The organism is Streptomyces bungoensis, from assembly GCF_001514215.1.
Taxonomy (GTDB): Bacteria; Actinomycetota; Actinomycetes; order Streptomycetales; family Streptomycetaceae; genus Streptomyces; species Streptomyces bungoensis.
Window position 1 is genome coordinate 302,351 of record NZ_KQ948853.1, and the last position, 25,115, is coordinate 327,465.

29 protein-coding genes and 1 pseudogene are annotated in these 25,115 nt (G+C 73.7%); 19 read left to right on the plus strand and 11 right to left on the minus strand.

Features of this window, described 5'->3' with window-relative positions:
• Window positions 1-5: 5 nt before the first annotated feature.
• The 4 genes from AQJ66_RS08895 to AQJ66_RS08910 form a co-directional block, all read right to left on the minus strand.
• Window positions 6-455 (minus strand): DUF7144 family membrane protein, encoded by a 450-nt coding sequence (locus tag AQJ66_RS08895; protein WP_061918874.1) that lies wholly within the window; start codon window positions 453-455, stop codon window positions 6-8.
• 31 nt (window positions 456-486) lie between these two features.
• Window positions 487-972 (minus strand): SHOCT domain-containing protein, encoded by a 486-nt coding sequence (locus AQJ66_RS08900; RefSeq protein ID WP_061918876.1) that lies wholly within the window; start codon window positions 970-972, stop codon window positions 487-489.
• A gap of 156 nt (window positions 973-1,128) precedes the next feature.
• Window positions 1,129-1,935, minus strand: coding sequence for a YhjD/YihY/BrkB family envelope integrity protein (locus AQJ66_RS08905; protein ID WP_061918879.1), 807 nt, complete (start codon window positions 1,933-1,935; stop codon window positions 1,129-1,131).
• A gap of 63 nt (window positions 1,936-1,998) precedes the next feature.
• On the minus strand, window positions 1,999-3,609 hold the full coding sequence (locus tag AQJ66_RS08910) for an MFS transporter (RefSeq protein WP_061918881.1): 1,611 nt from the start codon (window positions 3,607-3,609) through the stop codon (window positions 1,999-2,001).
• A 272-nt stretch (window positions 3,610-3,881) separates the two neighbouring features.
• Here AQJ66_RS08910 and AQJ66_RS08915 point away from each other — a divergent pair, with 272 nt between their 5' ends.
• Window positions 3,882-4,247, plus strand: coding sequence for a hypothetical protein (locus AQJ66_RS08915; RefSeq protein ID WP_061918883.1), 366 nt, complete (start codon window positions 3,882-3,884; stop codon window positions 4,245-4,247).
• Window positions 4,248-4,250: 3 nt separating this feature from the next.
• Here AQJ66_RS08915 and AQJ66_RS37085 read toward each other — a convergent pair whose 3' ends face one another.
• A complete protein-coding gene (locus AQJ66_RS37085) occupies window positions 4,251-4,946 on the minus strand; it encodes an alpha/beta fold hydrolase (protein WP_159052545.1) in 696 nt (231 codons plus the stop codon).
• Here AQJ66_RS37085 and AQJ66_RS38785 point away from each other — a divergent pair.
• The 3 genes from AQJ66_RS38785 (at window position 4,881) to AQJ66_RS08935 (ending at window position 6,839) form a co-directional block, all read left to right on the plus strand.
• On the plus strand, window positions 4,881-5,219 hold the full coding sequence (locus AQJ66_RS38785; protein WP_159052546.1) for a hypothetical protein: 339 nt from the start codon (window positions 4,881-4,883) through the stop codon (window positions 5,217-5,219). The two genes, AQJ66_RS37085 and AQJ66_RS38785, sit on opposite strands and share 66 nt — an antisense overlap.
• An 81-nt stretch (window positions 5,220-5,300) precedes the next feature.
• Window positions 5,301-6,170, plus strand: coding sequence for a DMT family transporter (locus AQJ66_RS08930; protein ID WP_061919373.1), 870 nt, complete (start codon window positions 5,301-5,303; stop codon window positions 6,168-6,170).
• A gap of 390 nt (window positions 6,171-6,560) precedes the next feature.
• A complete protein-coding gene (locus tag AQJ66_RS08935; RefSeq protein ID WP_061918889.1) occupies window positions 6,561-6,839 on the plus strand; it encodes a hypothetical protein in 279 nt (92 codons plus the stop codon).
• A gap of 7 nt (window positions 6,840-6,846) precedes the next feature.
• On the opposite strand, the gene AQJ66_RS08940 is transcribed toward AQJ66_RS08935, so the two are convergent.
• From AQJ66_RS08940 to AQJ66_RS08950, 3 genes are all read right to left on the minus strand, one after another.
• A complete protein-coding gene (locus tag AQJ66_RS08940) occupies window positions 6,847-7,308 on the minus strand; it encodes a hypothetical protein (RefSeq protein ID WP_061918891.1) in 462 nt (153 codons plus the stop codon).
• A 75-nt stretch (window positions 7,309-7,383) separates the two neighbouring features.
• Complete coding sequence (locus AQJ66_RS08945) at window positions 7,384-8,835, minus strand: FG-GAP-like repeat-containing protein (RefSeq protein WP_061918893.1); 1,452 nt, start codon at window positions 8,833-8,835, stop codon at window positions 7,384-7,386.
• Between the two features lie 156 nt (window positions 8,836-8,991).
• Window positions 8,992-9,570: a fasciclin domain-containing protein gene (locus tag AQJ66_RS08950; protein WP_061918895.1), complete on the minus strand. Its 579-nt coding sequence runs from the start codon at window positions 9,568-9,570 to the stop codon at window positions 8,992-8,994.
• 269 nt (window positions 9,571-9,839) lie between these two features.
• On the opposite strand from AQJ66_RS08950, the gene AQJ66_RS40945 reads away from it, so the two are divergent.
• Complete coding sequence (locus tag AQJ66_RS40945; protein WP_425264272.1) at window positions 9,840-10,244, plus strand: maleylpyruvate isomerase N-terminal domain-containing protein; 405 nt, start codon at window positions 9,840-9,842, stop codon at window positions 10,242-10,244.
• Window positions 10,245-10,402: 158 nt separating this feature from the next.
• On the opposite strand, the gene AQJ66_RS40605 is transcribed toward AQJ66_RS40945, so the two are convergent.
• From AQJ66_RS40605 to AQJ66_RS08960, 3 genes and pseudogenes are all read right to left on the minus strand, one after another.
• On the minus strand, window positions 10,403-10,534 hold the full coding sequence (locus tag AQJ66_RS40605; RefSeq protein ID WP_279617313.1) for a hypothetical protein: 132 nt from the start codon (window positions 10,532-10,534) through the stop codon (window positions 10,403-10,405).
• Between the two features lie 380 nt (window positions 10,535-10,914).
• Window positions 10,915-11,204: pseudogene (locus tag AQJ66_RS08955) on the minus strand (FMN-dependent NADH-azoreductase); the annotation flags it as partial.
• Between the two features lie 170 nt (window positions 11,205-11,374).
• Complete coding sequence (locus AQJ66_RS08960) at window positions 11,375-11,815, minus strand: hypothetical protein (RefSeq protein ID WP_167359153.1); 441 nt, start codon at window positions 11,813-11,815, stop codon at window positions 11,375-11,377.
• A gap of 499 nt (window positions 11,816-12,314) precedes the next feature.
• Between AQJ66_RS08960 and AQJ66_RS08965 the strand changes: the two genes are divergently transcribed.
• The 14 genes from AQJ66_RS08965 to AQJ66_RS09025 all read left to right on the plus strand — a co-directional run bounded on the left by AQJ66_RS08965 (window position 12,315) and on the right by AQJ66_RS09025 (window position 25,105).
• Window positions 12,315-13,184, plus strand: a complete 870-nt coding sequence (locus AQJ66_RS08965) for a hypothetical protein (RefSeq protein WP_061918899.1) — start codon at window positions 12,315-12,317, stop codon at window positions 13,182-13,184.
• Entirely contained in the window at window positions 13,181-14,662 is a 1,482-nt protein-coding gene (locus AQJ66_RS08970) for an NADH-ubiquinone oxidoreductase-F iron-sulfur binding region domain-containing protein (RefSeq protein WP_208611314.1), read from the plus strand. The genes AQJ66_RS08965 and AQJ66_RS08970 overlap by 4 nt, the downstream gene beginning before the upstream one ends.
• A gap of 179 nt (window positions 14,663-14,841) precedes the next feature.
• Window positions 14,842-15,114 carry a hypothetical protein gene (locus tag AQJ66_RS08975; protein ID WP_061918901.1) on the plus strand — a complete coding sequence of 91 codons (273 nt, stop codon included), beginning with the start codon at window positions 14,842-14,844 and terminating at the stop codon, window positions 15,112-15,114.
• Window positions 15,115-15,140: 26 nt separating this feature from the next.
• Window positions 15,141-15,389 carry a hypothetical protein gene (locus AQJ66_RS08980; protein WP_061918903.1) on the plus strand — a complete coding sequence of 83 codons (249 nt, stop codon included), beginning with the start codon at window positions 15,141-15,143 and terminating at the stop codon, window positions 15,387-15,389.
• A complete protein-coding gene (locus AQJ66_RS40610; RefSeq protein WP_279617314.1) occupies window positions 15,386-15,514 on the plus strand; it encodes a hypothetical protein in 129 nt (42 codons plus the stop codon). The genes AQJ66_RS08980 and AQJ66_RS40610 overlap by 4 nt, the downstream gene beginning before the upstream one ends.
• A 130-nt stretch (window positions 15,515-15,644) precedes the next feature.
• Complete coding sequence (locus AQJ66_RS08985; protein WP_341849408.1) at window positions 15,645-16,688, plus strand: lytic transglycosylase domain-containing protein; 1,044 nt, start codon at window positions 15,645-15,647, stop codon at window positions 16,686-16,688.
• Window positions 16,689-16,787: 99 nt separating this feature from the next.
• Entirely contained in the window at window positions 16,788-17,870 is a 1,083-nt protein-coding gene (locus tag AQJ66_RS08990; RefSeq protein ID WP_061918907.1) for an RNA polymerase sigma factor, read from the plus strand.
• Between the two features lie 109 nt (window positions 17,871-17,979).
• Window positions 17,980-18,909, plus strand: coding sequence for an ABC transporter ATP-binding protein (locus AQJ66_RS08995; RefSeq protein WP_061918909.1), 930 nt, complete (start codon window positions 17,980-17,982; stop codon window positions 18,907-18,909).
• Window positions 18,906-19,676 (plus strand): MlaE family ABC transporter permease, encoded by a 771-nt coding sequence (locus AQJ66_RS09000; protein WP_061918911.1) that lies wholly within the window; start codon window positions 18,906-18,908, stop codon window positions 19,674-19,676. The genes AQJ66_RS08995 and AQJ66_RS09000 overlap by 4 nt, the downstream gene beginning before the upstream one ends.
• Window positions 19,677-19,679: 3 nt before the next feature.
• Window positions 19,680-20,504 carry an MlaE family ABC transporter permease gene (locus tag AQJ66_RS09005; protein ID WP_061918913.1) on the plus strand — a complete coding sequence of 275 codons (825 nt, stop codon included), beginning with the start codon at window positions 19,680-19,682 and terminating at the stop codon, window positions 20,502-20,504.
• 5 nt (window positions 20,505-20,509) lie between these two features.
• Window positions 20,510-21,772: an MCE family protein gene (locus tag AQJ66_RS09010; RefSeq protein WP_061919377.1), complete on the plus strand. Its 1,263-nt coding sequence runs from the start codon at window positions 20,510-20,512 to the stop codon at window positions 21,770-21,772.
• Window positions 21,769-22,809, plus strand: a complete 1,041-nt coding sequence (locus AQJ66_RS09015) for an MCE family protein (RefSeq protein ID WP_061918915.1) — start codon at window positions 21,769-21,771, stop codon at window positions 22,807-22,809. Before AQJ66_RS09010 ends, AQJ66_RS09015 begins: the two co-directional genes overlap by 4 nt.
• Window positions 22,806-23,999 (plus strand): MCE family protein, encoded by a 1,194-nt coding sequence (locus AQJ66_RS09020; RefSeq protein WP_244162778.1) that lies wholly within the window; start codon window positions 22,806-22,808, stop codon window positions 23,997-23,999. Before AQJ66_RS09015 ends, AQJ66_RS09020 begins: the two co-directional genes overlap by 4 nt.
• The gene (locus AQJ66_RS09025) at window positions 23,996-25,105 is read left to right on the plus strand and encodes an MCE family protein (protein ID WP_208611315.1); all 1,110 of its coding nucleotides are present in this window, start codon (window positions 23,996-23,998) and stop codon (window positions 25,103-25,105) included. Before AQJ66_RS09020 ends, AQJ66_RS09025 begins: the two co-directional genes overlap by 4 nt.
• Window positions 25,106-25,115 lie beyond the last annotated feature (10 nt).

A 25,115-nucleotide genomic window follows, 5' to 3' on the forward strand; every position in this document is an offset into this window, starting at 1 on the left:
CCGGTTCACGGACCGCTCGGCGGGCTCTCCCCGGACGGCCCGAAGAGGCTGCCGCGGTCGACCACGCACAGCGCCCAGATGACGAAGCCCGAGATCGCGATCATCACGACGGACCAGACCGGGTAGTACGGCAGGGACAGGAAGTTCGCGATGATGACGAGACCGGCGACGGCCACGCCGGCGACGCGCGCCCACATCGCGGTCTGGAACAGCCCGAGGCTGATGACCACGGCGGCGATGCCGAGGGCGACGTGGACCCAGCCCCAGCCCGTCAGGTCGAACTGGAACACGTAGTTGCGCGTGGTCACGAAGACGCTGTCCTGGGCGACGGCCATGATGCCGCGGCAGATGTCGAGCACGCCGGTGATGAGGAGCATTACGGCCGCGAAGGCGCTCAGGCCCGTCGCCCATCCGTGTTTCGCCGTGTGCATCGGCTGGGTGTGTGACGCGGTCATCGGTCCACCTCGTTTCCTGTCGTCCGGCCGCTCAGCGACCGGAGGTGTGGGTGACGGGGCCGGAGGTGCCGGTGGCCGGGGCCGCGGGCCCGGCCGGAGCGTGGCCGGACAGCACCTCTTCCTTCGCCCTGCGGAACTCCTCGTCCGTGATGGCGCCGCGCTCGCGCATCTCGGACAGCCGGGCCAGCTCGTCGACGCCGCTGGGCCGGCCGCCGGCCGCGGTCTGCCGGACGTAGGTGTCGAACCGCTCCTGCTGCGCGCGCGCCTGCGCCACCTCGCGGCGGCCCATGTCCTTGCCGCGGGCCATCAGGTAGACGAGCACGCCCAGGAAGGGCAGGACGAGGCAGAACACCAGCCAGCCGGCCTTCGCCCAGCCGCTCAGCGCGTCGTCGCGGAAGATGTCGAGGACGACCCGGAAGAGCAGGATGAACCACATGATCCACAGGAAGAACCAGAGCATGGTCCAGAAGGCGCTCAACAGCGGATAGTCGTACGCCAGGTAGGTCTGCGCAGTCATGTCGGACCTCCGTCCCGCGTCGTGTGCGGTCGCCCGGCAGGGGTGCGCACCGTCTCCAGCGTGGCGACGGCGGGCACGGGCCGCCTCACCCGGCGCGGGTGACCGGCCGCGCCGCCCGCTCGTCCCCGCCGTCGGCGCACGCCCGCGGCCGGCGGCTCAGCGCAGCAGGCGGCCCACGACGGCGCCCAGGTGGATGACCACGCCGACCGCCACCAGCCACGACAGGATGACCATGACGACGCCGATGGGCCCGTACTTCTGCTCGTTCGCCACGATCGACGCCGAGAAGTAGTGCGCGGAGAACACCCCGAGGCCGATCCAGCACCCGCTGGTGACCAGCGCCGCGGGCAGCAGGGCGCGCCACGGCACCGCCCGGGTGAGCAGCACGTACATGCTTCCCCACCAGAAGACGACGGCCCAGGGGAAGCCGAGGAGGCCGGTGAGGAACCCTCCGCCGAGCGCCCTGCCGGCGGCGGCCTGCGCGGCGGCGTAGCCGAGCAGCCAGACGACCCAGACCAGCCGGGCCCCGGTGTCCCGCCACCCGCGGCCGGGGACGTCGAACAGCAGCCGGTACCAGCTCTGCAGGGTGCCGGCCACGGCCATGACCCCGAGAACCAGCAGCACGGTGCTCGTCGCGGTGAGGCTGTACGACGTGGTCGTGGGGGCGAACAGGGAGGACACCGCGCGCGCCGCCTGCTCGTCCAGCCCCAGCCAGCCGATGAGGACCGTGGCCGCGTCGTGGCCCGCGGCGGCCGTGGCGATGATCAGGAACGGGAAGAAGCACAGCAGCCCGAGCGCGGCGAGCTGGAACGAGTGCCCGAAGAAGTCGACCGCCGAGAGCCGCCCCCACAGCCGGCCCGCCCCGCTCTCGTCGAAACGCCGGACCGCGGCCCGCCACCGCTGGTCCGCGCGCCGCCACCGGGTGCGTCCGTCCCGGCGTGACACGTCCCTTCCGCCGCCCATGCAAGGAAGTGAACCCCGGCCGGCGTGCCCTGTCGCGCGGGGCGGGGCGAACGGGCGCGGCGGTCAGGGCTGCGCCGACCGGGGCTGGGTCGTGGGGATCCGGTGGGTGAAGAACAGGGCGAGGACGGCGGCGAAGGCCAGGCCGGCGAGCGCCGCGCGCAGACCGTCGAGTCGGGCCTCGGCGTTGGCGCGGAGCGTCGCCTGCACCCCTTCCGCGCTCATCCCGGCCTCTTCGAGCGCGGCCTTGAGCTGCGCGTCCGACAGGAAGGCCGCCCCGCTCTGCAGCTCGGTGGTCGCCTTGGCCTTGGCGGCGGCCGGGACCGCCGGATTCTGCTCGACGCTGGTCAGGAACGACGACGTGAGAGCGGCGATCATCATTGATCCGGCGAGGGCGGTCCCGAGGGAGGCGCCGAGGTTGGTGACGGCGTTCTGGACGCCGCCGACCTCCGCGCTCTGGCGCTCCGGCACCGCGGACACGGTGACCGACCCGAGCTGGGACGCCAGCGCTCCCATGCCGAGCCCGACCAGCAGCAGCGGGACGGTGACGACCTCGGCGCCGGCGTCCGCGTCGAGCGCGGCCGTCAGCACGACCGCGCCCGCCAGCAGCGCCAGGACCCCGAGCCGCACCACGCGCCGCGGCGAGACGTCGGGGAGGAAGCGCGGGATCAGCACCGCCGCGGCCAGCAGGGTGATCGACAGCGGCAGCAGGCGGGCACCGGTCTTGAGCGCGGACAGCCCGAGGGCGACCGACAGGTAGAGCGGCGCGACGAAGAAGACGCCCATCTGCAGGAAGTACTGGAAGAAGAACATCGTCAGCCCGCCGGTGAGCTGCTTGTTCTCCCACAGCGACGGGTCGACGAGCGGCTCCCCGTGCCGCCCGGCCACCCGGGTCTCCCAGCGCAGGAACAGCCAGACGAGCAGCAGCCCGGCCAGCATCAGCCAGACGACGAGGGAGATCCCGAGCCACGCGGGCGCGTCGGGCTTCGGCTGGAACCAGCCCCACTCGTCCGAACGGAGCACCCCGTAGACGAAGGTCCCCAGTCCGAGCGTGGAGAGCACGGCGCCGACGACGTCGATGCGCGGGCGCCCCGGGCTCGGCGCGTCGGCGATGCGGCGGGCGAGCGCCAGGATGCCGAGGACCACCAGGACCTCCCCGGCGAAGACCCACCGCCACGAGAAGTAGGTCGTCGCGACACCGCCGATGAGCGGTCCGAGCGCGATCGCCACGGCGCCCGCCGCCGCGACGAGTCCGTAGGCCGTGGCCCGTCGTTCGGTGGGGAAGTTGCCGGCCACGAGCGCCACGATCGCGGGGAGGATGAGGGCCGCCCCGACCCCTTCGAGGAACGCCCAGCCGAGCAGCAGCACCGGCAGGTTCGGCGCGAGCGCCGTGGTGAGGGAGCCGCAGCCGTAGACGACGCAACCGATCATGAAGGCTCGTCTGCGGCCGATCAGCGCCCCGACCTTGCCGCCGGGGATCATGCACATGGCCATCACGAGGGTGTAGGCCGTGATGGCCCCCTGGATGCCCGTCACCGTCGTGCCGACGTCGTCGGCCACGGTGGCGATCGAGACGTTCATGACCGAGCTGTCGAGCGCCATCAGGAACTGACCGGCGGCGAGCGTCAGCAGCACGAGCCGCGCCGCTCCCGGACCGGGGCCTGTGCTCGTCGTCATGGACGAAGCGTTCCAGGCCGCCCCGGGTGAATCCGCGCCCCGCCCCGGAGTTCAGCCGGTCGGCGGGCGCCCGTCCGCCGCCACCGATCGGCCCGCGCTCCCGTAGGCGCGGCTGACTGCTGCATCGGCGTCACTCCGTCACCGGGTCGGCGGACCGGACCGTCGGCCGGGATGCCGGCCCCCGGGCACGGGTGTGACGATCACAGCACGGTGACATGGCGACTCCCGGACGTCACCCCAGCAGCCAGCACAGCAGCCAGGAGGACCGATCGATGAACCCCACCCTGACGCGCCTGCTCGGCGCCGCCGCCGCGGTGGCCACGGGTGCCACCGTCCTGCTCGGCACCGGCGCCGGCACCGCCCGCGCCGCCGAGGACGCGCACTGCGACCACGCCGAACGGCCCGTCTGGAGTCAGGGCCCCAGCCGCAACGTGACCGGCCACGGCTGCAGCGTGCCGAGCGGCCGGGGGCGCTGGTACACCGTCGGGATCGACACCCTCGTACAGCCCCACTACCGGACCGACTACGTCAACGGCGGGGTCGACCGGACCGAGACCCTGCACGACACCACCCTCAGGTGCCTGGGCTACACCACCGGCGACGGCACGGTGAACTGGTTCGGCTGCCTGCCGCGCTGACGCTCACCGGACACACGCGCCGCCCGCGTCGCACCCCGCGAGGAAGGTCTCCACGGCCTCGCGGAACGCCGTCTCCTCCTCGATGTGCGGCATGTGGCTCGACGCCGGGAACACGCGCAGCCGCGCACCGGCGACCAGCTCGGTGAACGGTGCGACGCTTTCGGCGGTGGCCTCGTCGTGTCCCCCGCGCAGCACGAGCACGGGAACTCGGACGGACGCCAGCCGGTCCACCACCGACCAGTCGCGCAGGGTGCCGGTGACGTCGAACTCGCTGAGCCCGATCATCGTCCGGTAGACGGTCGGGTCCTCCTGCCGGCCGGCGAAAACGGCCGCCACCTCGGGCGGGTACGGCGTGACGCGCAGCAGGTGCCGGTCGTAGAAGACCTGCGCGGCCTCCGCGTACTCCCGTGAGCCCGTGGTGCCGGCCGCCTCCTCGCGGTCCAGCACCTCCCGCACCTCGCGCGGCAGCGCCCGGCGCAGCCGAGCCACCCCGCGGGACCACAGGGGCATCGACGCGGGAGTGTCCGCCAGCACCATGCCGCGCAGCCCGGCCGGGCCCCGCACCGCGTGCTCCGCGGCGAGCATGCCGCCCCAGGACTGGCCGAGCAGGACGTGCTCCCCGGCGATCCCGAGATGCGCGAGCAGCGCGTCGAGTTCGCCGAGGAGCGCGTCCCGGAGGGGGCGGCCGTCGAGCGGCACGCCGACCTGGGGGACTCGCTGCTGCCCTGGGTGATCGCCCTCTTCGTGCTCACCGTCCTGCTGTGGCCGGCCGGCAGCCGCACGTCCGCCCGGGAGGAACCCGGTGGGGAAGGGCCCCGGGTCGCGGCGGTGCCCGTACGCGTCGCGGCGATCGTGCTGTCGGTCGCCGTCTCCGCGGGCGCTCTGGTGCAGGTGTACCGGATCGGGGACTCCGGAGCGAAAGCGGTCTGGCACGGCAAGGTCTCCAGGACACCGCTCCCCGGCCGCGACTGACCCGCCCGCCGATCCGTTTCGCCCGCGCCCTGGCACGGCCACCGGTGTGCGCTCTCCCCGCCCGGCGAGCATCCTGTGATCATGGCCCTCGCCGTCGCCGTACCGGCCGCGCTCCTGGCCGCCTGCCTCTTCGCCGTGGCGGCCGTCCTGCAGCAGGAGGCCGCCGCGGCCATACCCGGCGAGGAGTCCCTGCGGCCCGGTCTGATCTGGGCCCTGGCCCACCGGCGGCGGTGGCTGGCCGGCATCACCCTGTCCGCCGTCTCCTTCCTCGTCCAGGGCGCGGCCCTCGCCTTCGGCCCCCTGGTGCTCGTCCTGCCCCTGGCGTCGACGGACCTCCTCTTCGCCCTGCCGCTCCTCGCCCGGCGCCGCCGCCGGCACCTCACCCGGCGGGAGGTCACGGGCGCGCTGTGCACCGCCGGCGGCGTGGCCGCCTTCCTGGCCGTCCTGCCCTACTCCGCGGGCGGGGGCCGGCCCGGCGTGCGGGAGTGGCTGCCGCTCCTGGCGGTCGTCGCGGCCATCGTCACGGTCCTCGTGCCCGCCGGGCTCCGCGCCTCCGGCCGGGTGCGGGCGGGCGTGTACGCGGCGGCCGCGGGCCTGCTCTTCGCCCTGCTGGACGCGCTGACGAAGAGCGCGTCGGGGCTGTTCCGGGACCGGGGCCTGGGCGCACTGGGCCACTGGGAGCCGTACGCGCTGCTCCTCGTCGGCGGAGCCGGGCTGCTGCTGGCGCAGAGTTCCTTCCAGGCCGGTTCCCTGGCGGTCGGCCTCCCCCTCATCGACACCGTCGAGCCGATCGGCGCGGTCCTGATCGGCGCCGCCGTCTTCCACGAACGCCTGGCCACGGCCGGGCACCTCGCCGTCCAGATCCTCGGCGCGGCCCTGGCCGTGACCGGCATCGTCGTCCTGGACCGGTCGCCGCTGGTGCGCGCGGAGGGTGCGCGCACCGGCGGGTGACCTCGGCGCGGCCGGTCCAGCGCCGCCTGGAGGCGGCGGCGTGCCGGGCCTCGTCCGCCGCGGTGCCGAGGAAGAAGCGGGCGGCCGCCGTGTCACCGGCCGCGGCCGCCTGCGCCGGGCGAACCCGGGGTGGACGGTGGCCGCCTCCGCGCGCTCGCCGGTGACGGCCTCGCGCAGGTTCTCCCTCGTGCCGCGCACCCGCCCCGCCAGGACGGCCTCGCCGGCGAAGTGCTCGCGCAGCTCGCCCCCTCCTCAGGGGAGCCGCGGCGGTGCGCCACCGCGCCGTAAGCTCAGCCTTCCGGGTGACTGACGGAGCGTCATCAGAGCCGGCCGAGTCGTCGCGCCGTGGCACCGCCGGAGTCGCCGCCGGCCATCTCGGGGGAGGAATCCATGACGGTCACCTACCTGCTGCTCGCGCGGCTGCCGGAGGGACGCCTGGACGCGTTCGACCGCTACGAAAGCGCCGTTCTGCCGCTCCTCGCCGAGCACGGCGGGCGGCTCGAACGGCGGCTGCGCTCCCTGGACGACCGCGTCGAGGCCCACCTCGTGAGCTTCCCCGACGACGAGCACTTCGCCGCCTACCGGGCCGACCCGCGGCGTTCCTCCGCCGCCCCGCTGCTGGAGGCGTCCGGGGCGGCGACGGAACTCCTGGCCGTGCGCGACGTGTGAGGGCGGGCTACTTCGCCGGCTGCGTGAAGGCGAGGATCCTCGGCGTCAGCAACTTGGTGGAGTCAGGCCCGCGTTCGGTTCCGGGCTTGACGTAGTCACGCAGCGAGGCCATGAACGCGCCGTGCAGGGCGGGGTCGCCCTCGGCGGAGGTGTTCGCGCGTGACGGCAGCAGGCCGGTGGTGATCCGGGTGCAGTTCTCCGGCCCGCCGGGCACGCCCCGCAGCACCGAGCAGTCCCGGGTGAAGTAGTGCACGAAGAACTTGTCGGTGTGCTGGACCGTCCTCGCGTAGCCGCTCGCGGAGCCCTTGAGGCCGGTGTCCAGGATGTTCGCCACGCCGGCCAGCAACGAGGGGTCGTTGACGGACAGGGCGGCGTACGCCGCGTTGCCGGTCTCGGTGGCGAGGGTGTCGACCACCGCGTAGACCTGCCCGGAGTCGAGCGGGAGCGGCCAGGCGTCCGGAGGCGGCAAACGCGGTGGGCCGACCGGGCGAGGGCGGGGTGCGGGTCGCCCTCGCGGCCGGCCTCCGGACGGGCCCCGGGGGTCTCACCGGCCGCTGAGGTACCTGCCGTACGCGAGCGCGCCGGCCGGGGAGGGCAGGCCCAGCTCGGCGGGGGTGAAGGCGGAGGAGTAGCAGGCACTCGACCGGGGGAGCAGCCACACGCCGCCCGAGCCGGTGTTCTCGCCCGGGGAGCCGACCGCCAGGTCCGCCCTGCCGTCGTGGTCGTAGTCACCGGTGGCCACGGCGGCACCGAAGGCGTCGTCGGTCTCGGCGACGCCCGGCACGCACGGGGTGTTCTGCTGCAGCCCGACCGAGTGGCCTTCGCCCTCGGCGTCGAGCAGCCCCGCCGGGCCGCCGAACAGCACGGTCGCGGCGCCCGCACCCGCGCGGGTGCCGATCGCCTCGCCCGGGGCGCCGGCGATCAGGTCGTCGCGGCCGTCGTCGTCGACGTCGGCGACGGCGAGCGCGGCACCGAAGCGGTCACCGGTCTCCGCGACGCCCACCACACCGGCCGTGTCCTGGTTGAGCGTCTGCTGCCGGAACCCGAAACCGCCGGACGCGGCACCGCCGTAGTGGACGTGGATGCCGCCGCCCTTCGCCGACTCCTCCGGGCCGCAGGGGTCGTCGATGTTCTCGTCGGCGATCTCCCGGCACTCGCCGAGGGCCAGGTCGTCGTGCCCGTCGCCGTCGAAGTCGCCCGCGGCGAGCGCGGAGACGCCGGCGTTGTCGGTGTTCCAGGTGTTGGCCAGGGCCTGGTCGGTCGCGTCCCAGGACCAGATGCGTACGTGCGACTGGGTGAACGGAGTGGTCGACCAGTACCCGACGGCCAGGTCCGCCGTGCCGTCCCCGGTGAAGTCGCCGGTGGCGAGGACGGGCGCGCGGTCGCCCATCGGCGCGGTGACGACGCCGCTGTAGGTGCCGTTGGCGGTCCGCAGGACCACCGTGTCCTTCCCGCCGATCACGATGTCCTTCCGCCCGTCACCGGTCAGGTCGGCCGAGGTGACCGCCAGCCCGAACGCCGCCGACACCGAGGGGCCGTTGAGGACAACGGACCCCGGACCCGTGCCCTTCGCCGCACCGCCCACCGCGGTGACCGAGCCCGCGTCCGTGCCCCGGCCGGTGACGTCCTCGCCGGGCGCACCGACGAGGAGTTCCGCCCTGCCGTCCCCGCTGGTGTCCACCAGCGCCACGGAGGCGCCGAACCGGTCGCCCTTCTCGGGAGTACCGGGTACCTCCGGGGTGGCCTGGCTGACGCGCATGCTGCCGTAGGCGCCGATCCCCTTCGGACCACCCCAGACGAGGTTCACGTAACCGGCCTTCGCCACGCCCCCGACCGCACCGTCGGGCACACCGACGGCGAGGTCCGCGTACCCGTCCCCGTTGAAGTCACCGGCGGTCCCCGCTGACACGGCGGCCGAGGCGGGGAGGCCCAGCCCGGCGGTGGCCGCGGCGACGATGGTGGCTGCGGTGGCGTACGTCCGTATCCGTCTGCGCACGGGGGCTCCCAGGGGGGTCGGTGTCCGGGGTGTGGAGTTCACCTGTGGGACATCCGGAGGGGGCCCGGGGTTGTGCTGGGGCGTACGCGGGCGGTCAACTCGGCCGGGCCCGGCCACCGCGTCCCGCGCGGTGGCCGGGCCCGTCCGAGCGGAGGGTCAGGACGGCGGCTGGAGAACCGAGTCGATGACGTAGATGGTGGCGTTCGCGGCCTGGAGGTTGCCGCAGACGATGTTCGCCTTGCCGTTGACCTTGAAGTCGGTGCCCGAGCCCGACGTGGTCAGCTTGCTGCCCTCGACCGTGGTGAAGGAGCCCTTGGAGAGCTGGTCCGGCGTGATCTTCTTGTCCACGACGTGGTAGGTCAGCACCTTCTTCAGCTGCCCCTCGTTGCCGAGCAGCGAGGAGAGCTGCGACACCGTGATGCCCTGGAACGCCTTGTTGTTGGGAGCGAAGACGGTGATGTCGGGCTTCCCGTCGAGGGTGCTGCCCAGCTTCGCTCTGACCGTGGCCGCGACCAGTTGGCTGAGCTGGGGGTACGCGGCCGCGGCCTCGACGACCTTGTCCTTGGCCGTGCTGGCCTTCTGGGCGATCGACGAGCAGCCGGAACCGAACGTCCCCGACGGGCTGGGAGACGCACCCTGTGCGTGGCTCTGCGACGCCAGACCGCCCAGCGCGAGCGGGATGGCGACGAGAGCCGCTCCGGCGGCCCTTGCTGTACGCATGCGCGTGAACCTCATCGCAACCTTCCTCCCATGGAGGCGTGAACACTGCGAGGTCTTGACCGCGGAAGTCCTCGCTTCCGCGGGGCGGGGCAGGCGGCTGCCGCGTCACGGACCGCCCTCACCCGGCCACTCAGCGAGCGTAACCAGCACGTCCCGGGGACCGCATCTCGAAGCCGGCCGCGGGCTCGCCACCCTGGTGACGGACACCCGGAGTGGAAAGGACACCGGCTTTCCCCGTCCTGCCGCGGCAGACCGGCGAACGAGGGACCGCGTTCCGCGCCGCGGTGGCCTCCGCGCCCGGCCCCGACGCGCAGGTGCCGACCTGCCCCGACCGGACGCTGTGCGACCTGGTCCGGCACCTGGGCCAGGGGACCCGCTCCCGGGCCGCCACCGTCACCGAGGGACCTGCCACCGCTCCACCGGCCGAACCCGCGTCGGAGGGCCCGGAGGCCGCGCCTGGGGAGCGCGAGGCCCTGCCGGCCTGGTCGGCCGCATCGACGCGCCGGCTGCTGGACGCGCTGCCCGCGACTTCCTGCACCTGGCGGCGGGCGACGGCACCGGAGGTCTGCGGTGACTCCGACGGGCCCCACCACGTCCGGCAGTCGTGCTCCGGGAGCCCGCCGTCCTCGACTTCCACGCCGCCGAGGGCCGCTCCTGGCGCCTCTCGCTCTTTGCCGACGGCGCACTGACCACCCTGTGTCCGGCACTGGTGCCGGTACCGTCCCGGCCGCGGCCGGCGCATCCGCCCGGGGACGGCCTCGTGACGTCGCACAACCTCAGGCGACCCGGGGGGCACTTCGCCCCGCAGGACGATTTCCGGCGGAGCCAAGTGACCTCGGTTTCAGCGTCAGTTGCAGAAGTTGAGGATGGGGAGGAGGCCGTTGCCGCACTGGAACTCTTCCCCGTGCCCGCCGCCATGGCCGTGTGCGGAGACGTGCGTGACGGGCGTCGCGGCCACGGCGGACGTGGCGGTCGTCATTCCCGCCGCATCCGAGCGGGTGAGCCCGTTCGAGGGGCTCGGTCGGAGGCCGTCTGAGGCCTCCAACCGCACGTGTGGAGAAGCGAACTGTGGAGGCATCAGTCATGGTCGGCTGCCGTACCGCAGGCCGGGCATCCGTCCCCGTATGCAGGCCGTCGGGCTCACGAGGCCGCCGGACCTCATGGGCCCGCTGCACTCAGGACAGACGGGGCCGCCGCTCGTGCCGAGCACCCCAACGGCGCGGCCGCTCGCCACCGCCGGAAGACTTCGCGGGCTGTGTCATCCAGAAGCGCGCCGACAGGAGTTTGTACGGGTGGAGAGGCGCCCTCCGTCCACCAGCGGGCCTGGGCCCCGTGAGGGGGACCCCGCGGCGGACGGTCTCAGGCCGCGAGGCGCGCCGCGAGCTGCTCCGCCTTCACGACGGCCTCTTCGAGGGCACGGTCACGGGAGGCCTCGAACAGCGGGACCAGTTCGGCCATCGCCGGGTTGTGCGGGGCCATGGTCGGCTCCGGAACGATGAAGTCGGCCGTCAGGCCGAGGCCCACCCCGAGGACGTCCGCGAGGTAGTTCCGCACTCGTACTCGTACGGCTCGCGCGGGGTGCCCGGCGCGTAGGAGCCGCCCCGGCTGGCGACGACGGTCACCGGGATGCCCTTGGCGGACGGGGACTCGTCCCAGGCCCGTCACGCCGGTTCGGGAAGTAGATGTCGTACCTTCGCGCGAGCGCGGAGACTCGCACGTGCGGTGGTTCACATGCCGGGGCAGGCACCGGCCGCGTTCTCACCGGAGTCGTGACAGCGGCCGGTGGCCCCGCTACGGGCGACGGGGCTCGCCTCCCGCCTCAGATCCGCCCGCCGGTCAGACGGGTGATCGGACCGAGCGTGCGGCGACCCGCACGGCGACCCGCCAGGTAGGACGTGGCACTCAACGCCGACAAGCCCGCACCGACGCCGGCGGCGACGAGCTTTCGATGGGCGATCAGCGTCCACGCCGTCTTGGCGAGGACCGCGGCCTGCCCCGAGGCCGCGACGACGGCCTTGCGGCCGACCTGGACGCCCTGGGCCGCGCTCTGTACGACCGCGCTGCCCGCCCCGGCCGCGCGCCCGGCCACGCCCGACACTGCTGACGCCGCGTCGCCGGACTTCTCGGCCGCCTTGTCGGCCGCCTTGTCCGCCGCCTGCGACGCGGGAGCAGTCGCCTTCGCGGTGGCCCGCCGGGCCTTGGCGGCCGCGCTCTGCTTGGATCCGGACTCTTGGTTCGTGCCGCTGTTGGACTGTCTCATGGACTTCGCGTTGCCGCTCGCGTCGACGGCAAACACCCTCCGCCGGGGCGCCGCACGCCGACGCTGTCCTCCAACTCCGTTGTGCGCCAGGGCGAATCCGTACAGAAGGGGCGCCGGCCGCGGTACACCGGCACAGCCGGTCACGCCGGACCGGCCCGGATCGTCAGGCGGTCGCCTCGTCCGGGATCCCGCCACTCGCCCCGGCTCCTGTGCAGGTGAGTCCGGTCACGCCGTCACCCGCGCCTACTACGCGCGGCCGTAGACGGCAAAGCCCGGCCTCGCCCGAGAATCCGGCGCCGGTACCGGGCCCCTCTACGGCCGCGGGCCGTATCGAGGCGGTTGTCACCGGGCCGGGGTCCGGGCTAACGATGACCCCTGCTGTGCAGCGCCGCCGGTGCCACGCTCCCCGGCGGCGCCGTACGCCGACGTGGGCGCCGAGTCCCGATCCGGCCCGCCACGGCCCGGCCGCGTGACCCGAGCAGAAGGAAGAAGGTGCCCCATGTCCAGCGTCGTCCCGCTCGCCGATCCAGCGATCGGAGCCGCGTCGGCCGGAGTGGCCGGCCGGCTCATGGCATTCCTGGACTGCTTCGCCGGCGTCTTCACCCTGCTCTCGCTGACCGCCGTGGTGGCATGCGGGCTCGCCGCCACCGACCGGCTCGTGCTGACACCCCGGCTGCGGGTGGCCGTGCAGTCGGTCCACCGGGCGAGCGCCGTCGCGGCACTCGGCTTCCTGGCCACCCACATCACCGTCAAGGTCGTCGAGCGGCACGCCGCTCCGCAGACCGCCGTGGCCCCCTTCACCGGCGGCGCCGCCCTCGCGGTGAGCCTCGGCACCATCGCCGCCGACCTGCTCGTCCTGGTCACGGCCACCGGCGTGCTCCGCGGCCGGTTCGCCGGCAGCCGCCGCCCCTGGCTGTGGCGGGCGCTGCACGCGACGGCGTACGTCTGCTGGCCGATCTCCCTGGCACACGGGCTGACCGCCGGGCGCGAGGCGCGCCCGTGGGTGCTCTGGGGCTACGGCCTGTTCGCCGCCCTGGTGGCGCTCGCCCTGCTGGTGCGCGCCCTGTCCTGCCTGGGCCGCCACCAAAACCTGAGCCGGCGACGGCGCGGCGCCAAGGCGTACCGGCCCGCCGCCGTCCACCCGGCCGCGCTGGCCGCCCTGTCCACGCGGTCCGCCCGGCCCGTCACCGGCGGCGGGCCGATCGCCCGGGCCGCCCGGCCCGCGGCACCCGGGACGGCGGCCCACCGGCCCGCTCCGCGTGCCGGTCTGCCCGGACAGCCCGGCGGCGGCCCGATCACCCGGCCCAGGCACGCCGCGAGAGCCGTGCCCGCGCCGCTCCACCTGGCCCGGCCCGGGAGCGGCGAGTGAAGGGCGCCCCGCTGACCCTGCCCGAGGTGCGCCGGCTGGACTCCGCCCGGCTGACCGCCGGCCTGGACCACCACCAGCGCCTGGACCTCGCCGCGCACACCGATGTCCACCCGCCGCTCCCCCGGTCCGACCGGGACGGTCTGCTCGCCCTGGCCGAAGCCGCCGGACTGTCCGGCCGCGGCGGCGCGGGCTTCCCGTTCGCCCGCAAGGCCCGGGCCGCGCTCGCCACGGCCGACCGTACCGGCGCGCCGCCGGTCATCGTGGTGAACGGCGCGGAGGGCGAGCCCGCCAGCGCCAAGGACAAGATGCTGCTCGCCCGCTCCCCGCACCTGGTGCTCGACGGAGCCGCCCTGGCCGCCGCCGCGTTCGGCGCCGAGGAGATCGTGGTCGGCGTCGCCGCGGGCAGCCCCGGCGAGCTGTCGGTCCCGGCCGCGCTCGCCGAGCGCGAACTCCCCTGCCCGGCCCGGACCGTGTGCGTGCCCGAACGCTTCGTCTCCGGCGAGTCAGGAGCCCTGATCCGCGGCATCAACGGCCTGCCGGTGGCACCGGCACCGCTGAAGGCCCGCGCGGCCGACGGCGCAGAGGGCGGGGTGCGGCGCCGTCCGACGCTGCTCTCCAACGCCGAGACCTGGGCCCAGCTCGCCATCGCGGCCCGGCTCGGTCCCGACGCCTACGCCGCCGTCGGAACCGCCGACGAGCCCGGGACGACCCTGCTCACCGTCAACCGGCCGGCTGCCGGACCGCTGGTGGTCGAGGTCCCGGCCGGCACCCGGCTGGGCCCGGTCCTGGACGCCTGCGGACTCCAGCCGGGCGCCGGAGTGCTGGTGGGCGGCTACCACGGCGCCTGGCTGCGCCCGCAGGACGCCGTCGACGCGCTCCTCTCCCGCGCCGGTCTCGCCGGCCTCGGCGCCACCCTCGGCGCGGGCGCGATCGTCACGCTCCCCGACGACACCTGCCCGCTCGGCGAGATCGCGCAGGTCGCGGCCTGGCTGGCGGCCGAGTCCGCCGGCCAGTGCGGCCCCTGCAAGCGCGGCCTGCCCCACGCGGCCGAGGCCCTGGCCCTGCTGGCCGCCGCAGCCGCCGAGCCCACGGTGCTGGAGGACGCCCGGTCCGCGCTCGGCGCGGCACAGGCCGGCGGCGCCTGCTCGCACCCGGACGGCACGGCCCGCTTCCTGCTCACCGCGCTGGACGTCTTCGCCGAGGACGTGGAGATCCATCTGACCGGCCCGGGCTGCGGCCGTCCCGCCCGCGGGGTACTGCCCCTCCCGCCCGCCCAGGGCGCCCGGCTGGAGGTGGACTGGTCCCGCTGCACCGGCCACGGTCTGTGCGCGGTGCTGGCCCCCGACCTGATCCGTCTCGGCCCGCACGGCTACCCGACGTCCACCACCGTCCCGGTCGCCCCCTGGCAGGAGCACGACGCCCGCCGCCTCGTCAGCCAGTGCCCGGCCCTGGCAGTGCGGCTGCGGCGTCACGGCTGACTCCCGCGAAGGCCTCCTCGCCGCTCCCGGCACCGCCGCTGCGGCGAGCCGGGCTTGACGCCGGGCGCCGTGCGACGACAGGTCGATGTGCGGGGCGGCGGCCAGGCCTCCACGACTGGCCGCATGACAGCTCTTGTGACGGCAGGCATCTGCGCGTGCGCACAGGACCGTTCCGTGCCTTGACGATTCCGGCCGAGGCGATCGGGACCGCACGCGTCGCGCACGGTTCCACCCACGGCCACGGACTGCGCAGGGTCCCGGACGAGGACGGCGCGGTGGCCTGCACGGTCGGCAGTGCGACCAACCTCGTCATCGACCTCGAAGAACCGGTGCTGGTGCGGCTGCGCAAAGGCCCACCGGTACTGGCGAGCCGGATCTACGCCGCCGCTGACCGACCGGCGGAAGCGGCTCGCTCGATCAGCCGCTCGATCGCCGGAGGCACGAAGCCGTGAGGGACAGAGCCGTGAGGGACGGAGCCGTGAGGGACGGAGCCACGGACACCCTCGACGCGTGCACCGAACGGCACGACCTTCTGACCCGCACCGGGTTCGGGTCCCTGGCCGGGCAGCCGGACGTGAGAAAGCCGCCCGGCCGCAACGACAACCGGATCGGCACCACCGACACCGGCCAGCGCGTCTTCGCCAAGAGACTCGAGGGGCCGGCCGAGGCGTCGGCCGCCCGGATCCGGCAGAGCGTCACGTTCGACCGGATCCTCAGAGGGCTTTGACCCTCCTGCGCGTCGAGTCGGGCGTCGGCCACGGTGCACGCGCCATGACCCGCATCGTCGAACTCTCGGTGGACCAGCTGTCCTTCGCGGCCTGGCAGGCAGGACTGGTTCTCCCGGGCGGGTGACGGTGCCCGACGCGCATCCGTGCCCCGCTGCCCGAGCGGCGCCCGCCCGATTCCGCCGGTTCCGTGCGACGGACCAGCCCTCCGCCCGCGTAGAGCGGACGACGGATCGATCCACGGAGGGGGCTGCACAGTGACAGCGCGTGCACTCAAGGGAGCACTGAGGGGTGCCAGGGGTACGGCGATCGCGGCGGCGGCGATGGCCGTGCTGACCGCGTCGCAGGCGCCGCGAGCGGTCTCGGCCGCGGCCGCGCAGCCCGCGCGGAGGACGGCACCGGCCGAACACGGCCCGAGCGTGTCGGGGGACACCCCGTACCGCACCGGTCTGCCCCCGCTGCGGACACCGAAGGAGGGCCCGGCACAGCAGGCGACGGGCGGCGGTGCCCTGCCCGCGACCGTGTTCGCCGCGTACCGGCGCGCCGAGGCGGAGCTTGCGGGCAGCGCGCCGGGCTGCCGGCTGCGCTGGCAACTGCTGGCCGCGATCGGCCAGGTGGAGTCCGGGCAGGCACGGGGCGGCCGGGTGACCCGGGACGGTACGACCGTGACGCCCATCCTCGGCCCGCGGCTGACGGGCGGCGCCTTCGCCGCCGTGGCGGACACCGACGGCGGCGCGTACGACGGCGACGCGGTGTACGACCGCGCGGTCGGCCCGATGCAGTTCATCCCGTCCACCTGGGCCCGCTGGGGAGCGGACGGCAACGGCGACGGACGGAGGGACCCGGACAACGTCTACGACGCGGCGCTCGCCGCCGGCCGCTACCTGTGCGCGGGCGGCCGGGACCTGTCGAACCCCGCCGACCTGGACCGGGCGATCCTGGGCTACAACCACTCGGACGCCTATCTGCGCATCGTCAAGGCGTGGTACGCGTACTACCTGACCGGGCACCGCGTGGTGCCGGACGCGTCCGGCGGATCCCGGCCGGACCGGCCGGAGCCGTCCCGCCCGAAGAGGCCGAGGCCCTCGCCGTCGAAGCCGTCGGACGACCGGAGGCCGGCCCCCGGTCCTTCGCGCACGCCGTCGACGCCGCCCGCCCCACCCGCTCCCGGCCCGTCCCCCACGGCCGGTGTCCCGAAGGAGTCCGGGACGCCGCTGGTTCCGGTCCCCGTACCGACCCTCACGCTGCCCGGCGGCGGTGTCCTGCCCGGCGCGGGGCAGCTGACCACCGGTAACGGCTAGGACATGATGGGCGCCGCCCCCTCCACAACCGCCACTACTCGGCGGTAATGTCGCCACGGTCGGAAGTACGGGACCGGCGGGTGGTGCGAAGGGGCCCTCATGGCGACGGACATGCCTGCGGACACGGCGGCCGCCGACGAGCGTTGGCAGCGCATGTGGAGCCATCGCGAGCAACTGCTCAAGGTGGCCCGGCGGCGATCCATGAGCCAGGAGGACGCCGAGGACGCCGTCCACGAGGCGATGCTGCGGGCCGCGGAGCGCCCGGACCTCGACGACGAGCGGCTCGGCGCCTGGCTGACGACGGTGACGATGCGGCTGTGCGTCGACCGCCACCGGCAGGTCAACCGCGAGGCCGAGGTGGGCCGTCGCCCCACACTCGTCGCGCCGGGCCCGGTACCCGTCGAGGAGGCGGTGTGCGACCGGGCCGAGGCGAAGTGGCTCGCCCTGCGCAGCGGTGAGCTGCCCGCCCGGCAGGCGGAGGCGCTCCGGCTGAGGTCCGAGGACCTGGACGTGAGCCAGGTCGCGGTGCGGATGGGGCTCAGCTACCGGACCGTCGAGTCGCTGCTCGCCCGGGCCCGGCGGACGCTGCGCGCCTCGCTGGCCGGGACGCTCGGGCTGGTGCTCTTCCTGGTCGGGCGCGGGCGGCTGCGCGGCGGCGGCCATGTCCAGGCGGTCGCGGTCACCTCGACGGCGGCGACCCTGGTGGTGGCGGGGTTCGTGCTGCCGTACGCGCTCGACGGGGGCGGACACGGGAACGGTCCGGCGCCGCGGCCGGCCGTGTCCGGCCACGCGCAGGTCCTGGGCGGCGAGGCCGCGGGCCGGGGGCGCGCCTCCGGGACGCCCGCCACCTCGCCCTCGGCGCCGGGGGCCTGGGGCCGTACGCCCTCACCCACCGGAGAAACGTCCCTGCTGTCGGTGTCCGAGGTGCCGAAGGTGCCGGGGATGCCGAAGGTGCCGTCCGTGCCGGACGTGTCCGCGTCGGCGCTCCCGAAACTGTCGGTGCCGCGGGTTCCCCAGGTGCCCGAGGTGCCGGGCCTGACGGCCGCCGTGCCGGACCTGCCGGCGAAGTCGGCCGTCCCGTCGCTCCCGTCGCTTCCCCCGGTCTCGGCCGTACCGGCCGCCCCGCTCTCCGTCCCCGCCCCGGGGACGCCTTCGCGCACGCCGTCGCCGACGCTGCCGTAGCGCCCCGTACACGCGGCCGTAAAAAAATCACCGACCGCCGCGACGGACGCCCCTTCCCTCCCCGTAGAGCGGATGTCGGAGCCGCTCCACGGGCGAAGGGTGTGACCGGATGGGTGTCGAGATCTGTGTGGAAGGGCTGACCAAGTCCTTCGGCCACCAGGTCATCTGGCAGGACGTCTCGCTGACCCTGCCCGCCGGGGAGGTCTCGGTGATGCTCGGCCCCTCGGGGACGGGCAAGTCGGTGTTCCTCAAGACGCTCGTGGGGCTGCTGAAACCGGACCGGGGCTCCATCACGATCCAGGGCCGGGACATCACCAGGCTCCGCGAGCGCGACCTGTACGAGGTGCGGAAGCTGTTCGGCGTGCTGTTCCAGGACGGCGCGCTGTTCGGCTCGATGAACCTCTACGACAACATCGCCTTCCCGCTGCGCGAGCACACCCGCAAGTCCGAGAGCGAGATCAGGCGGATCGTCCTCGAGAAGATGGACATGGTCGGGCTGCTCGGCGCCGAGGGGAAGCTGCCGGGCGAGATCTCCGGCGGCATGCGCAAGCGGGCCGGGCTCGCCCGTGCCCTGGTCCTCGACCCGGAGATCATCCTGTTCGACGAGCCGGACTCGGGCCTGGACCCGGTCCGCGTGGCCTACCTCAACCAGCTCATCGTCGACCTCAACGCGCAGATCGACGCGACCTTCCTGATCGTCACCCACGACATCGCCTCGGCCCGCCAGGTCCCGGACAACATCGGGCTGCTGTTCCGGCGCGAGCTGGTCATGTTCGGGCCCCGCGAGGAGCTGCTGGCCAGTGACGAGCCCGTCGTACGGCAGTTCCTCAACGGCCGGATGCAGGGGCCGATCGGCATGGCGGAGGAGAAGGACGCGGCCCAGGTCGAGCAGGAGCTGGCCCAGATCGACGAGGACGGTCCGGCGACCGCCCCGGCTCCCCGCCTGCTCCCCGGCCCCGGCATCACCCGCCCGCCCCGCTGGGAGGCGATCGCGAGACGCGAGGCGGAGCTGCACGGGACGGGGGTGACGAGCCCATGAGGCTCTCCCCGACGGGTGCGCTCCGGCACTCGGGCAACCTCTTCGCGATGGCACTGGACGTCGTCCGGTCCCTGCCCCGACGGCCCTTCCAGGCCCGGGAGTTCATCCAGCAGGCGTGGTTCGTCGCGAGCGTCACGATCCTGCCGACGGCTCTGGTCTCGATCCCCTTCGGGGCGGTCATCGCCCTGCAGATCGGCAGCCTGACCCGGCAGTTGGGCGCGCAGTCCTTCTCCGGTGCCGCGTCCGTGCTCGCCGTGCTGCGGGAGGCCTCGCCGATCGTCACCGCGCTGCTGATCGCGGGCGCGGGCGGCACGGCGATCTGCGCGGACCTCGGGGCACGCAAGATCCGGGACGAGATCGACGCGATGCAGGTGCTCGGCATCGACCCGATCCACCGGCTCGTCGTACCGCGGGTGCTGGCGTCGATGGTCGTGGCCGTCCTGCTCAACGGCCTCGTCTCGGTGGTCGGTGTCGCGGGCGGCTACTTCTTCAACGTCGTCCTCCAGCACGGCACGCCCGGCGCCTACCTGGCGTCCTTCACCACCCTCGCGCAGCTGTCCGACCTGTGGGCGGCGGAGATCAAGGCGCTGGTGTTCGGGGCCATCGCGGCGATCGTCGCCTCGTACAAGGGACTGACGGCGCAGGGCGGCCCGAAGGGCGTGGGCGACGCCGTCAACCAGTCCGTGGTGATCACCTTCATGTTGCTGTTCGTGACCAACTTCGTGATGACCGCCGTGTACTTCCAGGTCGTCCCGCAGAGGGGTTAGCCGATGAGACCGAGAGAACTCCTCGACCGCCCCCTGCGCTCGCTCGAAGAGCTGGGCGCGCAACTGTCCTTCTACGGGCGCTCCCTGGCCTGGACGGGCCGCACCCTGCGCCGCTACAAGAAGGAGACCCTTCGGCTGCTCGCCGAGGTGAGCTTCGGGCGCGGCGCGCTCGCCGTCGTCGGTGGCACGGTCGGCGTGATCGCGTTCCTGTCCTTCTTCACCGGCACCGAGGTCGGCCTCCAGGGCTACGCGGCCCTCAACCAGCTCGGCACCTCCAACTTCGTGGCGTTCCTGTCGGCGTACTTCAACACCCGGGAGATCGCCCCGCTGGTGGCCGGACTCGCCCTGTCCGCGACGGTCGGCGCCGGGTTCACCGCCCAGCTCGGTGCGATGCGGATCAGCGAGGAGACCGACGCGCTGGAGGTGATGGGCGTCCCGTCGCTGCCGTTCCTGGTGACGACGCGGATGATCGCCGGCTTCGTCGCGGTGATCCCGCTGTACGTGATCGGGCTGCTGTCCTCGTACCTGGCCGCCCGCACCATCACCACCGGCTACTACGGGCAGTCCACCGGCACCTACGACCACTACTTCCACCAGTACCTGCCGCCCGTCGACGTCCTCTGGTCCTTCGGCAAGGTGATCGTCTTCGCCGTGCTGATCATCCTGGTGCACTGCTACTACGGCTACCACGCGAGCGGCGGCCCGGCCGGTGTCGGCGTCGCGGTGGGCCGGGCGGTACGGACCTCCATCGTCGCCATCAACATCCTGGACTTCTTCCTGAGCCTCGCGATCTGGGGCGCCAACACGACCGTACGGATAGCGGGGTGACCGCGGTGCGCACACACAGGACCGGACTCAGGCTGTACGGCATCGCGTTCCTCGCCGTACTCGCGCTGCTGCTGTCGCTCGCGGTGGCCGTCTACCAGCAGGCGTTCACCTCCGTCGTGCCCATCACCCTGGAGGCCGACACCCTCGGCAACCAGCTCGACCCGCGCGCCGACGTCAAGCTGCGCGGGCTGCTGGTCGGCGAGGTGCGCGCGGTCCACGCCGACGGCACGAAGGCGACCCTCGACATCGCGCTCGAGCCGCGGTACGTGTCGTCCATCCCCTCGGACGTGCACGCGCGACTGCTGCCCAAGACGCTGTTCGGCGAGAAGTACGTCGACCTGGTCGCTCCCGCCGGCCCCGCGCACCCGCCGGCCCGGCCCATCCGCGCGGGCGACGTCATCACCCAGGACCGCACCGAGGTCGGCATCGAGGTGCAGCAGCTGATGAACGACCTGCTGCCGCTGCTGCGCACGGTCCGGCCGGGCGAACTCAACGCCACCCTCTCGGCGTTCGCCACCGCCCTGGAGGGCCGCGGCGACCGGATCGGCGGCAACCTCACCCGGGTCGAGGGCTATCTGCGCCGCGTCGACCCGCACATGCCCTCCCTCAAGGAGGACATCACGCGGTTCGCGGACGTCGCCGAGGTGTACGGCGACGCCGCGCCCGACCTGATGCGGATCCTGCGCAACACGGTCACCACCAGCCGGACGATCACCGAGAAGAAGGACCAGTTGGCATCGGCTCTGCGCGCGACCGCCACCGTGGCGGGCACGGCGAACGACTTCCTGTCCGAGAACGGCGACCGGCTGATCACCCTGGGCCGGGTCTCCCGCCCCACGCTGGAGCTGTTCGCCCGCTACTCCCCGGAGTACCCGTGCCTGTTCCAGGGCCTGGTCCGGCAGGAGAAGGCGTCCGAGGACGCGTTCCGGGGCGGCGAGATGCGGATCACCCTCGAGGCTGTCCGGCCGCAGGGGGCGTACCGGCCCGGTGAGGAGCCGGTGTACGGCGAGCGGTCCGGCCCGAACTGCCGCGGCCTGCCGCATCCGCAGGTGCCCGGGACGAAGCCGCATCTCCACGACGGAACGTCGGCCGCAGGCTCCGGCGGCGCACAGCCCGGAAACCCCGGCGTGTCCGCCACCCGGGCCGAGCAGCTGGCCGTCGGCTCGCTCGTGGCCCCCGTCCTGGGCGTCCCCGCGGACCGGGTGCCGCCCGTGGCGACCCTGCTGTTCGGACCCCTCGCGCGCGGGACGGCGGTGAGTGTCGCATGAGCGGGTCAGGAGCCCGGCAGACCGCCGCCCCGCTGGTCAAGTTCAGCCTCTTCGCGCTGGTCACGATCGCGGCGACGGCACTGCTCGCCGCCACCATCGTCAACATCTCCTTCACCCCCGAGGACACGTACCACGCGGTCTTCACCGACGTCACCGGGCTGGAGACCGGCGACGACATCCGGGTGGCCGGAGTGCGGGTGGGAGAGGTCGAGGGCATCCGGATCAAGGACCGGACCCTGGCGGAGGTCACGTTCACCGTCAGCACGGACCGGCCGCTGCTCGCCGGGACCCACGCGGTCGTCCGCTACCGCAACCTGGTCGGGCAGCGGTACATCGCGCTCACCGAGGGCACCGGCGACGCCACCGCCCGGCTGCGGCCGGGCGGCACCATCCCGCTGTCCCGCACCCAGCCGGCGCTGGACCTCAACGCCCTGCTGAACGGCTTCAAGCCGCTGTTCGCCGCGCTCAGCCCGAGCGACGTCAACCAGCTCGCCACCGAGATCGTCCAGACCCTCCAGGGCGAGGGCGGCACGGTGAACAGCCTGCTCGCGCACACGGCCTCGCTCACCAGCACCCTCGCCGACCGGGACAAGCTGATCGGGTCGGTGATCGACAACCTCAACACCGTCCTGCAGACGCTCGACGAGCGCGGCTCCCGCTTCTCCGGGCTGCTCACACAGCTGCGCCGGGTGATCTCGGGGCTGTCCGCCGACCGCAAGCCCATCGGGGCGTCGCTGGTGAGCATCGGCGACCTCACGGACGTCACCGCGGGGCTGCTGAAGGACGCGCGTCCACCGCTGAAGGACGACATCGCCGGGCTCGGCGCTCTCACCGGAACGCTGAACAGGAACGAGAACACCGTGGAGGGCGTCCTGAAGCGGCTGCCGAACAAGCTCGAGAAGCTGACGGGGACCGCCTCGTACGGCTCGTGGTTCAACTTCTACCTCTGCGACTTCGACGGCCGGATCGTGCTGCCGAAGACCAAGCAGGTGATCAACCCGGAGCTGCACGTGGCGCGGGCGAGGTGCGGCGGATGAGCATGCGCGTCAGGCGGCGCGACACCCGCCGCCCCGAGCCCCTCGTGAAGGTCCGCGTCCTGCCCCCGAAGCTGCCGAAACCTCCCCGGCTGCTGCCCCGGCGCGCACCCCGCCCCGAGCCGCTGGTGAGGGTCCGGGTCCTGCCGCCGAAGCTGCCCGGGATCCGGATCGGGCGGCCACGCCCGAAGCCCTTCCGCAGGGGGGCACCTCCCGGCGGTAGCCGGGGGAGGAACCCGGTCGTCGTCGGCGCCGTCGGCCTCACCGTCCTCGCGCTGCTCACCGTCGCCGCCTTCAACGCCGACAGCCTGCCGCTGATCGGCGGCGGCGACACCTACAGCGCGGCCTTCTCCGAGGCCGGCGGGCTCAAGCCGGGCGACGAGGTACGGATCGCCGGGGTCAAGGTCGGCAAGGTCGAGGGCGTCGACCTGGACGGCGACCACGTCGAGGTGACCTTCAAGGTGAAGGACCGCCCGGCGTTCGGCACCGACACGGGTGCGGCGATCCGGGTCAAGACGATCCTCGGCGCGAAGTACCTGGCCCTGTACCCGAAGGGGCCCGGCCGGCTGAAGCCGGGCAGCGAGATCCCGCTCCGGCGGACCGTGTCGGCGTACGACGTCGTCCAGGCCTTCAGCGACCTGACGACCACCACCGAGGAGGTCGACACGGGCCGGCTCGCGAAGGCACTGGACACGATCTCCGTCACCTTCCAGGACTCTCCCGGCGAGGTGCGGGCGTCGATCAAGGGGCTGTCCCGGATCTCCCGGACCGTCGCCGCCCGCGACAAGGCGCTGCGCGGGCTCCTCGACCACGCGAACGGGGTCACCAAGGTGCTGGCCGGTCACACGAAGGACTTCTCCGCGCTGGTGAAGGACGGCGACGCCCTGTTCAAGGAGATCGCCAAGCGGCGCGCGGCGATCCACAGACTGCTCAAGACCTCCGCGCTGCTCGGCGTCGAGCTGTCCGGCCTGGTCGACGACAACAGCAAGGAGATCGGGCCCGCGCTGAAGAACCTCGACACCTTCGTGACGATGCTCGAACGCAACCAGGCGAGCCTCGACCGCAGCGTCCGGCTGCTCGCCCCCTACGTACGGCTCTTCACCAACACCCTCGGCAACGGCCGCTGGTTCGACTCCTACATCCAGAACCTGGTCGCCGCCCCGGTCACCCCCCGGACGGGAGGCACCCGATGACCCGCAGACTCCTGGCCCTGTTCACCGCGCTCGCGATCACCGTCGGCCTCGCCGTCGTCCTCTGGCCGGGCCCCGGCCCCGTCCGCGTCACGGCGTACTTCCCGCGCACCGTCGGCATCTACCCCGGCTCCGACGTCCGCGTCCTCGGGGTCCGCATCGGCGAGGTCAGGAAGATCACGCCGGAGGGCGGCCGGGTACGGGTGGAGCTGGAGTACGACCGGGGCCGCAAGGTCCCCGCCGGCGCACAGGCCGCCATCGTCAACTCCTCCGTCGTCAGCGACCGTTACGTGCAACTGCTGCCGGTCTACCGCAAGGGCGCCGTGCTGCGGGACGGAGACGTCATCCCCGAGTCCCGTACGGCCGTCCCCGTCGAGCTGGACCGGATCTTCGACAGCCTGCACACCACCGCCGACGCGCTCGGCCCGAACGGCGCCAACAAGAAGGGCTCGCTGTCCCGGCTGCTCGGGGTGAGCGCGGACAACCTCCGGGGGCAGGGCAAGGACCTCAACCAGACCGTGGAGGACCTGTCCCACGCGGTCACCACGCTGTCCGACGGGCGCGGCGACCTGTTCGGAACCGTGCGGAACCTCCAGGTGTTCACGGCCGCGCTGGCGGCGGACGACACCAGTGTGCGGTCGTTCGACACCGACCTCGCCGACGTGGCCGGGCAGCTCGCCGGGGAGCGCAAGGATCTCGCCGCCGCGCTGAAGTACCTGGCCGCCGCACTCGGCGACGTGTCCGGCTTCGTGAAGGGCAACAAGAAGGCGCTGACCTCGGACGTGCGGGGCCTGGCCAAGGTCACCGAGGTCCTCGTCACCCAACGCAGAGCCCTGGAGGAGCTGTTGACCGTCGCCCCCACGGGCCTGTCGAACCTGCAGAACGCCTACGACCCCGTCGCCGGCACCCTCGACACCCGCGACAACGCGCAGACCCCGCAGGATCCGTCATCCCTTCTCTGCTCGATCCTGAAGACGACCGGCGAGGACCACGACGACTGCGCCGGCCTGAAGAAGCTCCTCGGCTCCCTCCCCGACATCCCGTCGGCGCCCGCGTCGACGGGCACGGTCGACAAGACCCTCGGCGGCATCCTGGGGGCACCGGCGTGAGCGCGCGGCG

Coding starts and splice junctions, on each gene's coding strand:
- AQJ66_RS08930 (WP_061919373.1), top strand. CDS start 5,301: ATGGCCCTCGCCGTCGCCGTACCGGCCGCGCTCCTGGCCGCCTGCCTC.
- AQJ66_RS08915 (WP_061918883.1), top strand. CDS start 3,882: ATGAACCCCACCCTGACGCGCCTGCTCGGCGCCGCCGCCGCGGTGGCC.
- AQJ66_RS09025 (WP_208611315.1), top strand. CDS start 23,996: ATGACCCGCAGACTCCTGGCCCTGTTCACCGCGCTCGCGATCACCGTC.
- AQJ66_RS08995 (WP_061918909.1), top strand. CDS start 17,980: ATGGGTGTCGAGATCTGTGTGGAAGGGCTGACCAAGTCCTTCGGCCAC.
- AQJ66_RS08895 (WP_061918874.1), bottom strand. CDS start 455: ATGACCGCGTCACACACCCAGCCGATGCACACGGCGAAACACGGATGG.
- AQJ66_RS08960 (WP_167359153.1), bottom strand. CDS start 11,815: ATGAGACAGTCCAACAGCGGCACGAACCAAGAGTCCGGATCCAAGCAG.
- AQJ66_RS09005 (WP_061918913.1), top strand. CDS start 19,680: ATGAGACCGAGAGAACTCCTCGACCGCCCCCTGCGCTCGCTCGAAGAG.
- AQJ66_RS08905 (WP_061918879.1), bottom strand. CDS start 1,935: ATGGGCGGCGGAAGGGACGTGTCACGCCGGGACGGACGCACCCGGTGG.
- AQJ66_RS08965 (WP_061918899.1), top strand. CDS start 12,315: ATGTCCAGCGTCGTCCCGCTCGCCGATCCAGCGATCGGAGCCGCGTCG.
- AQJ66_RS09000 (WP_061918911.1), top strand. CDS start 18,906: ATGAGGCTCTCCCCGACGGGTGCGCTCCGGCACTCGGGCAACCTCTTC.
- AQJ66_RS09015 (WP_061918915.1), top strand. CDS start 21,769: ATGAGCGGGTCAGGAGCCCGGCAGACCGCCGCCCCGCTGGTCAAGTTC.
- AQJ66_RS08950 (WP_061918895.1), bottom strand. CDS start 9,570: ATGAGGTTCACGCGCATGCGTACAGCAAGGGCCGCCGGAGCGGCTCTC.
- AQJ66_RS08935 (WP_061918889.1), top strand. CDS start 6,561: ATGACGGTCACCTACCTGCTGCTCGCGCGGCTGCCGGAGGGACGCCTG.
- AQJ66_RS08910 (WP_061918881.1), bottom strand. CDS start 3,609: ATGACGACGAGCACAGGCCCCGGTCCGGGAGCGGCGCGGCTCGTGCTG.
- AQJ66_RS08900 (WP_061918876.1), bottom strand. CDS start 972: ATGACTGCGCAGACCTACCTGGCGTACGACTATCCGCTGTTGAGCGCC.
- AQJ66_RS09020 (WP_244162778.1), top strand. CDS start 22,806: ATGAGCATGCGCGTCAGGCGGCGCGACACCCGCCGCCCCGAGCCCCTC.
- AQJ66_RS08990 (WP_061918907.1), top strand. CDS start 16,788: ATGGCGACGGACATGCCTGCGGACACGGCGGCCGCCGACGAGCGTTGG.
- AQJ66_RS40605 (WP_279617313.1), bottom strand. CDS start 10,534: ATGACGACCGCCACGTCCGCCGTGGCCGCGACGCCCGTCACGCACGTC.
- AQJ66_RS38785 (WP_159052546.1), top strand. CDS start 4,881: ATGCGCGAGCAGCGCGTCGAGTTCGCCGAGGAGCGCGTCCCGGAGGGG.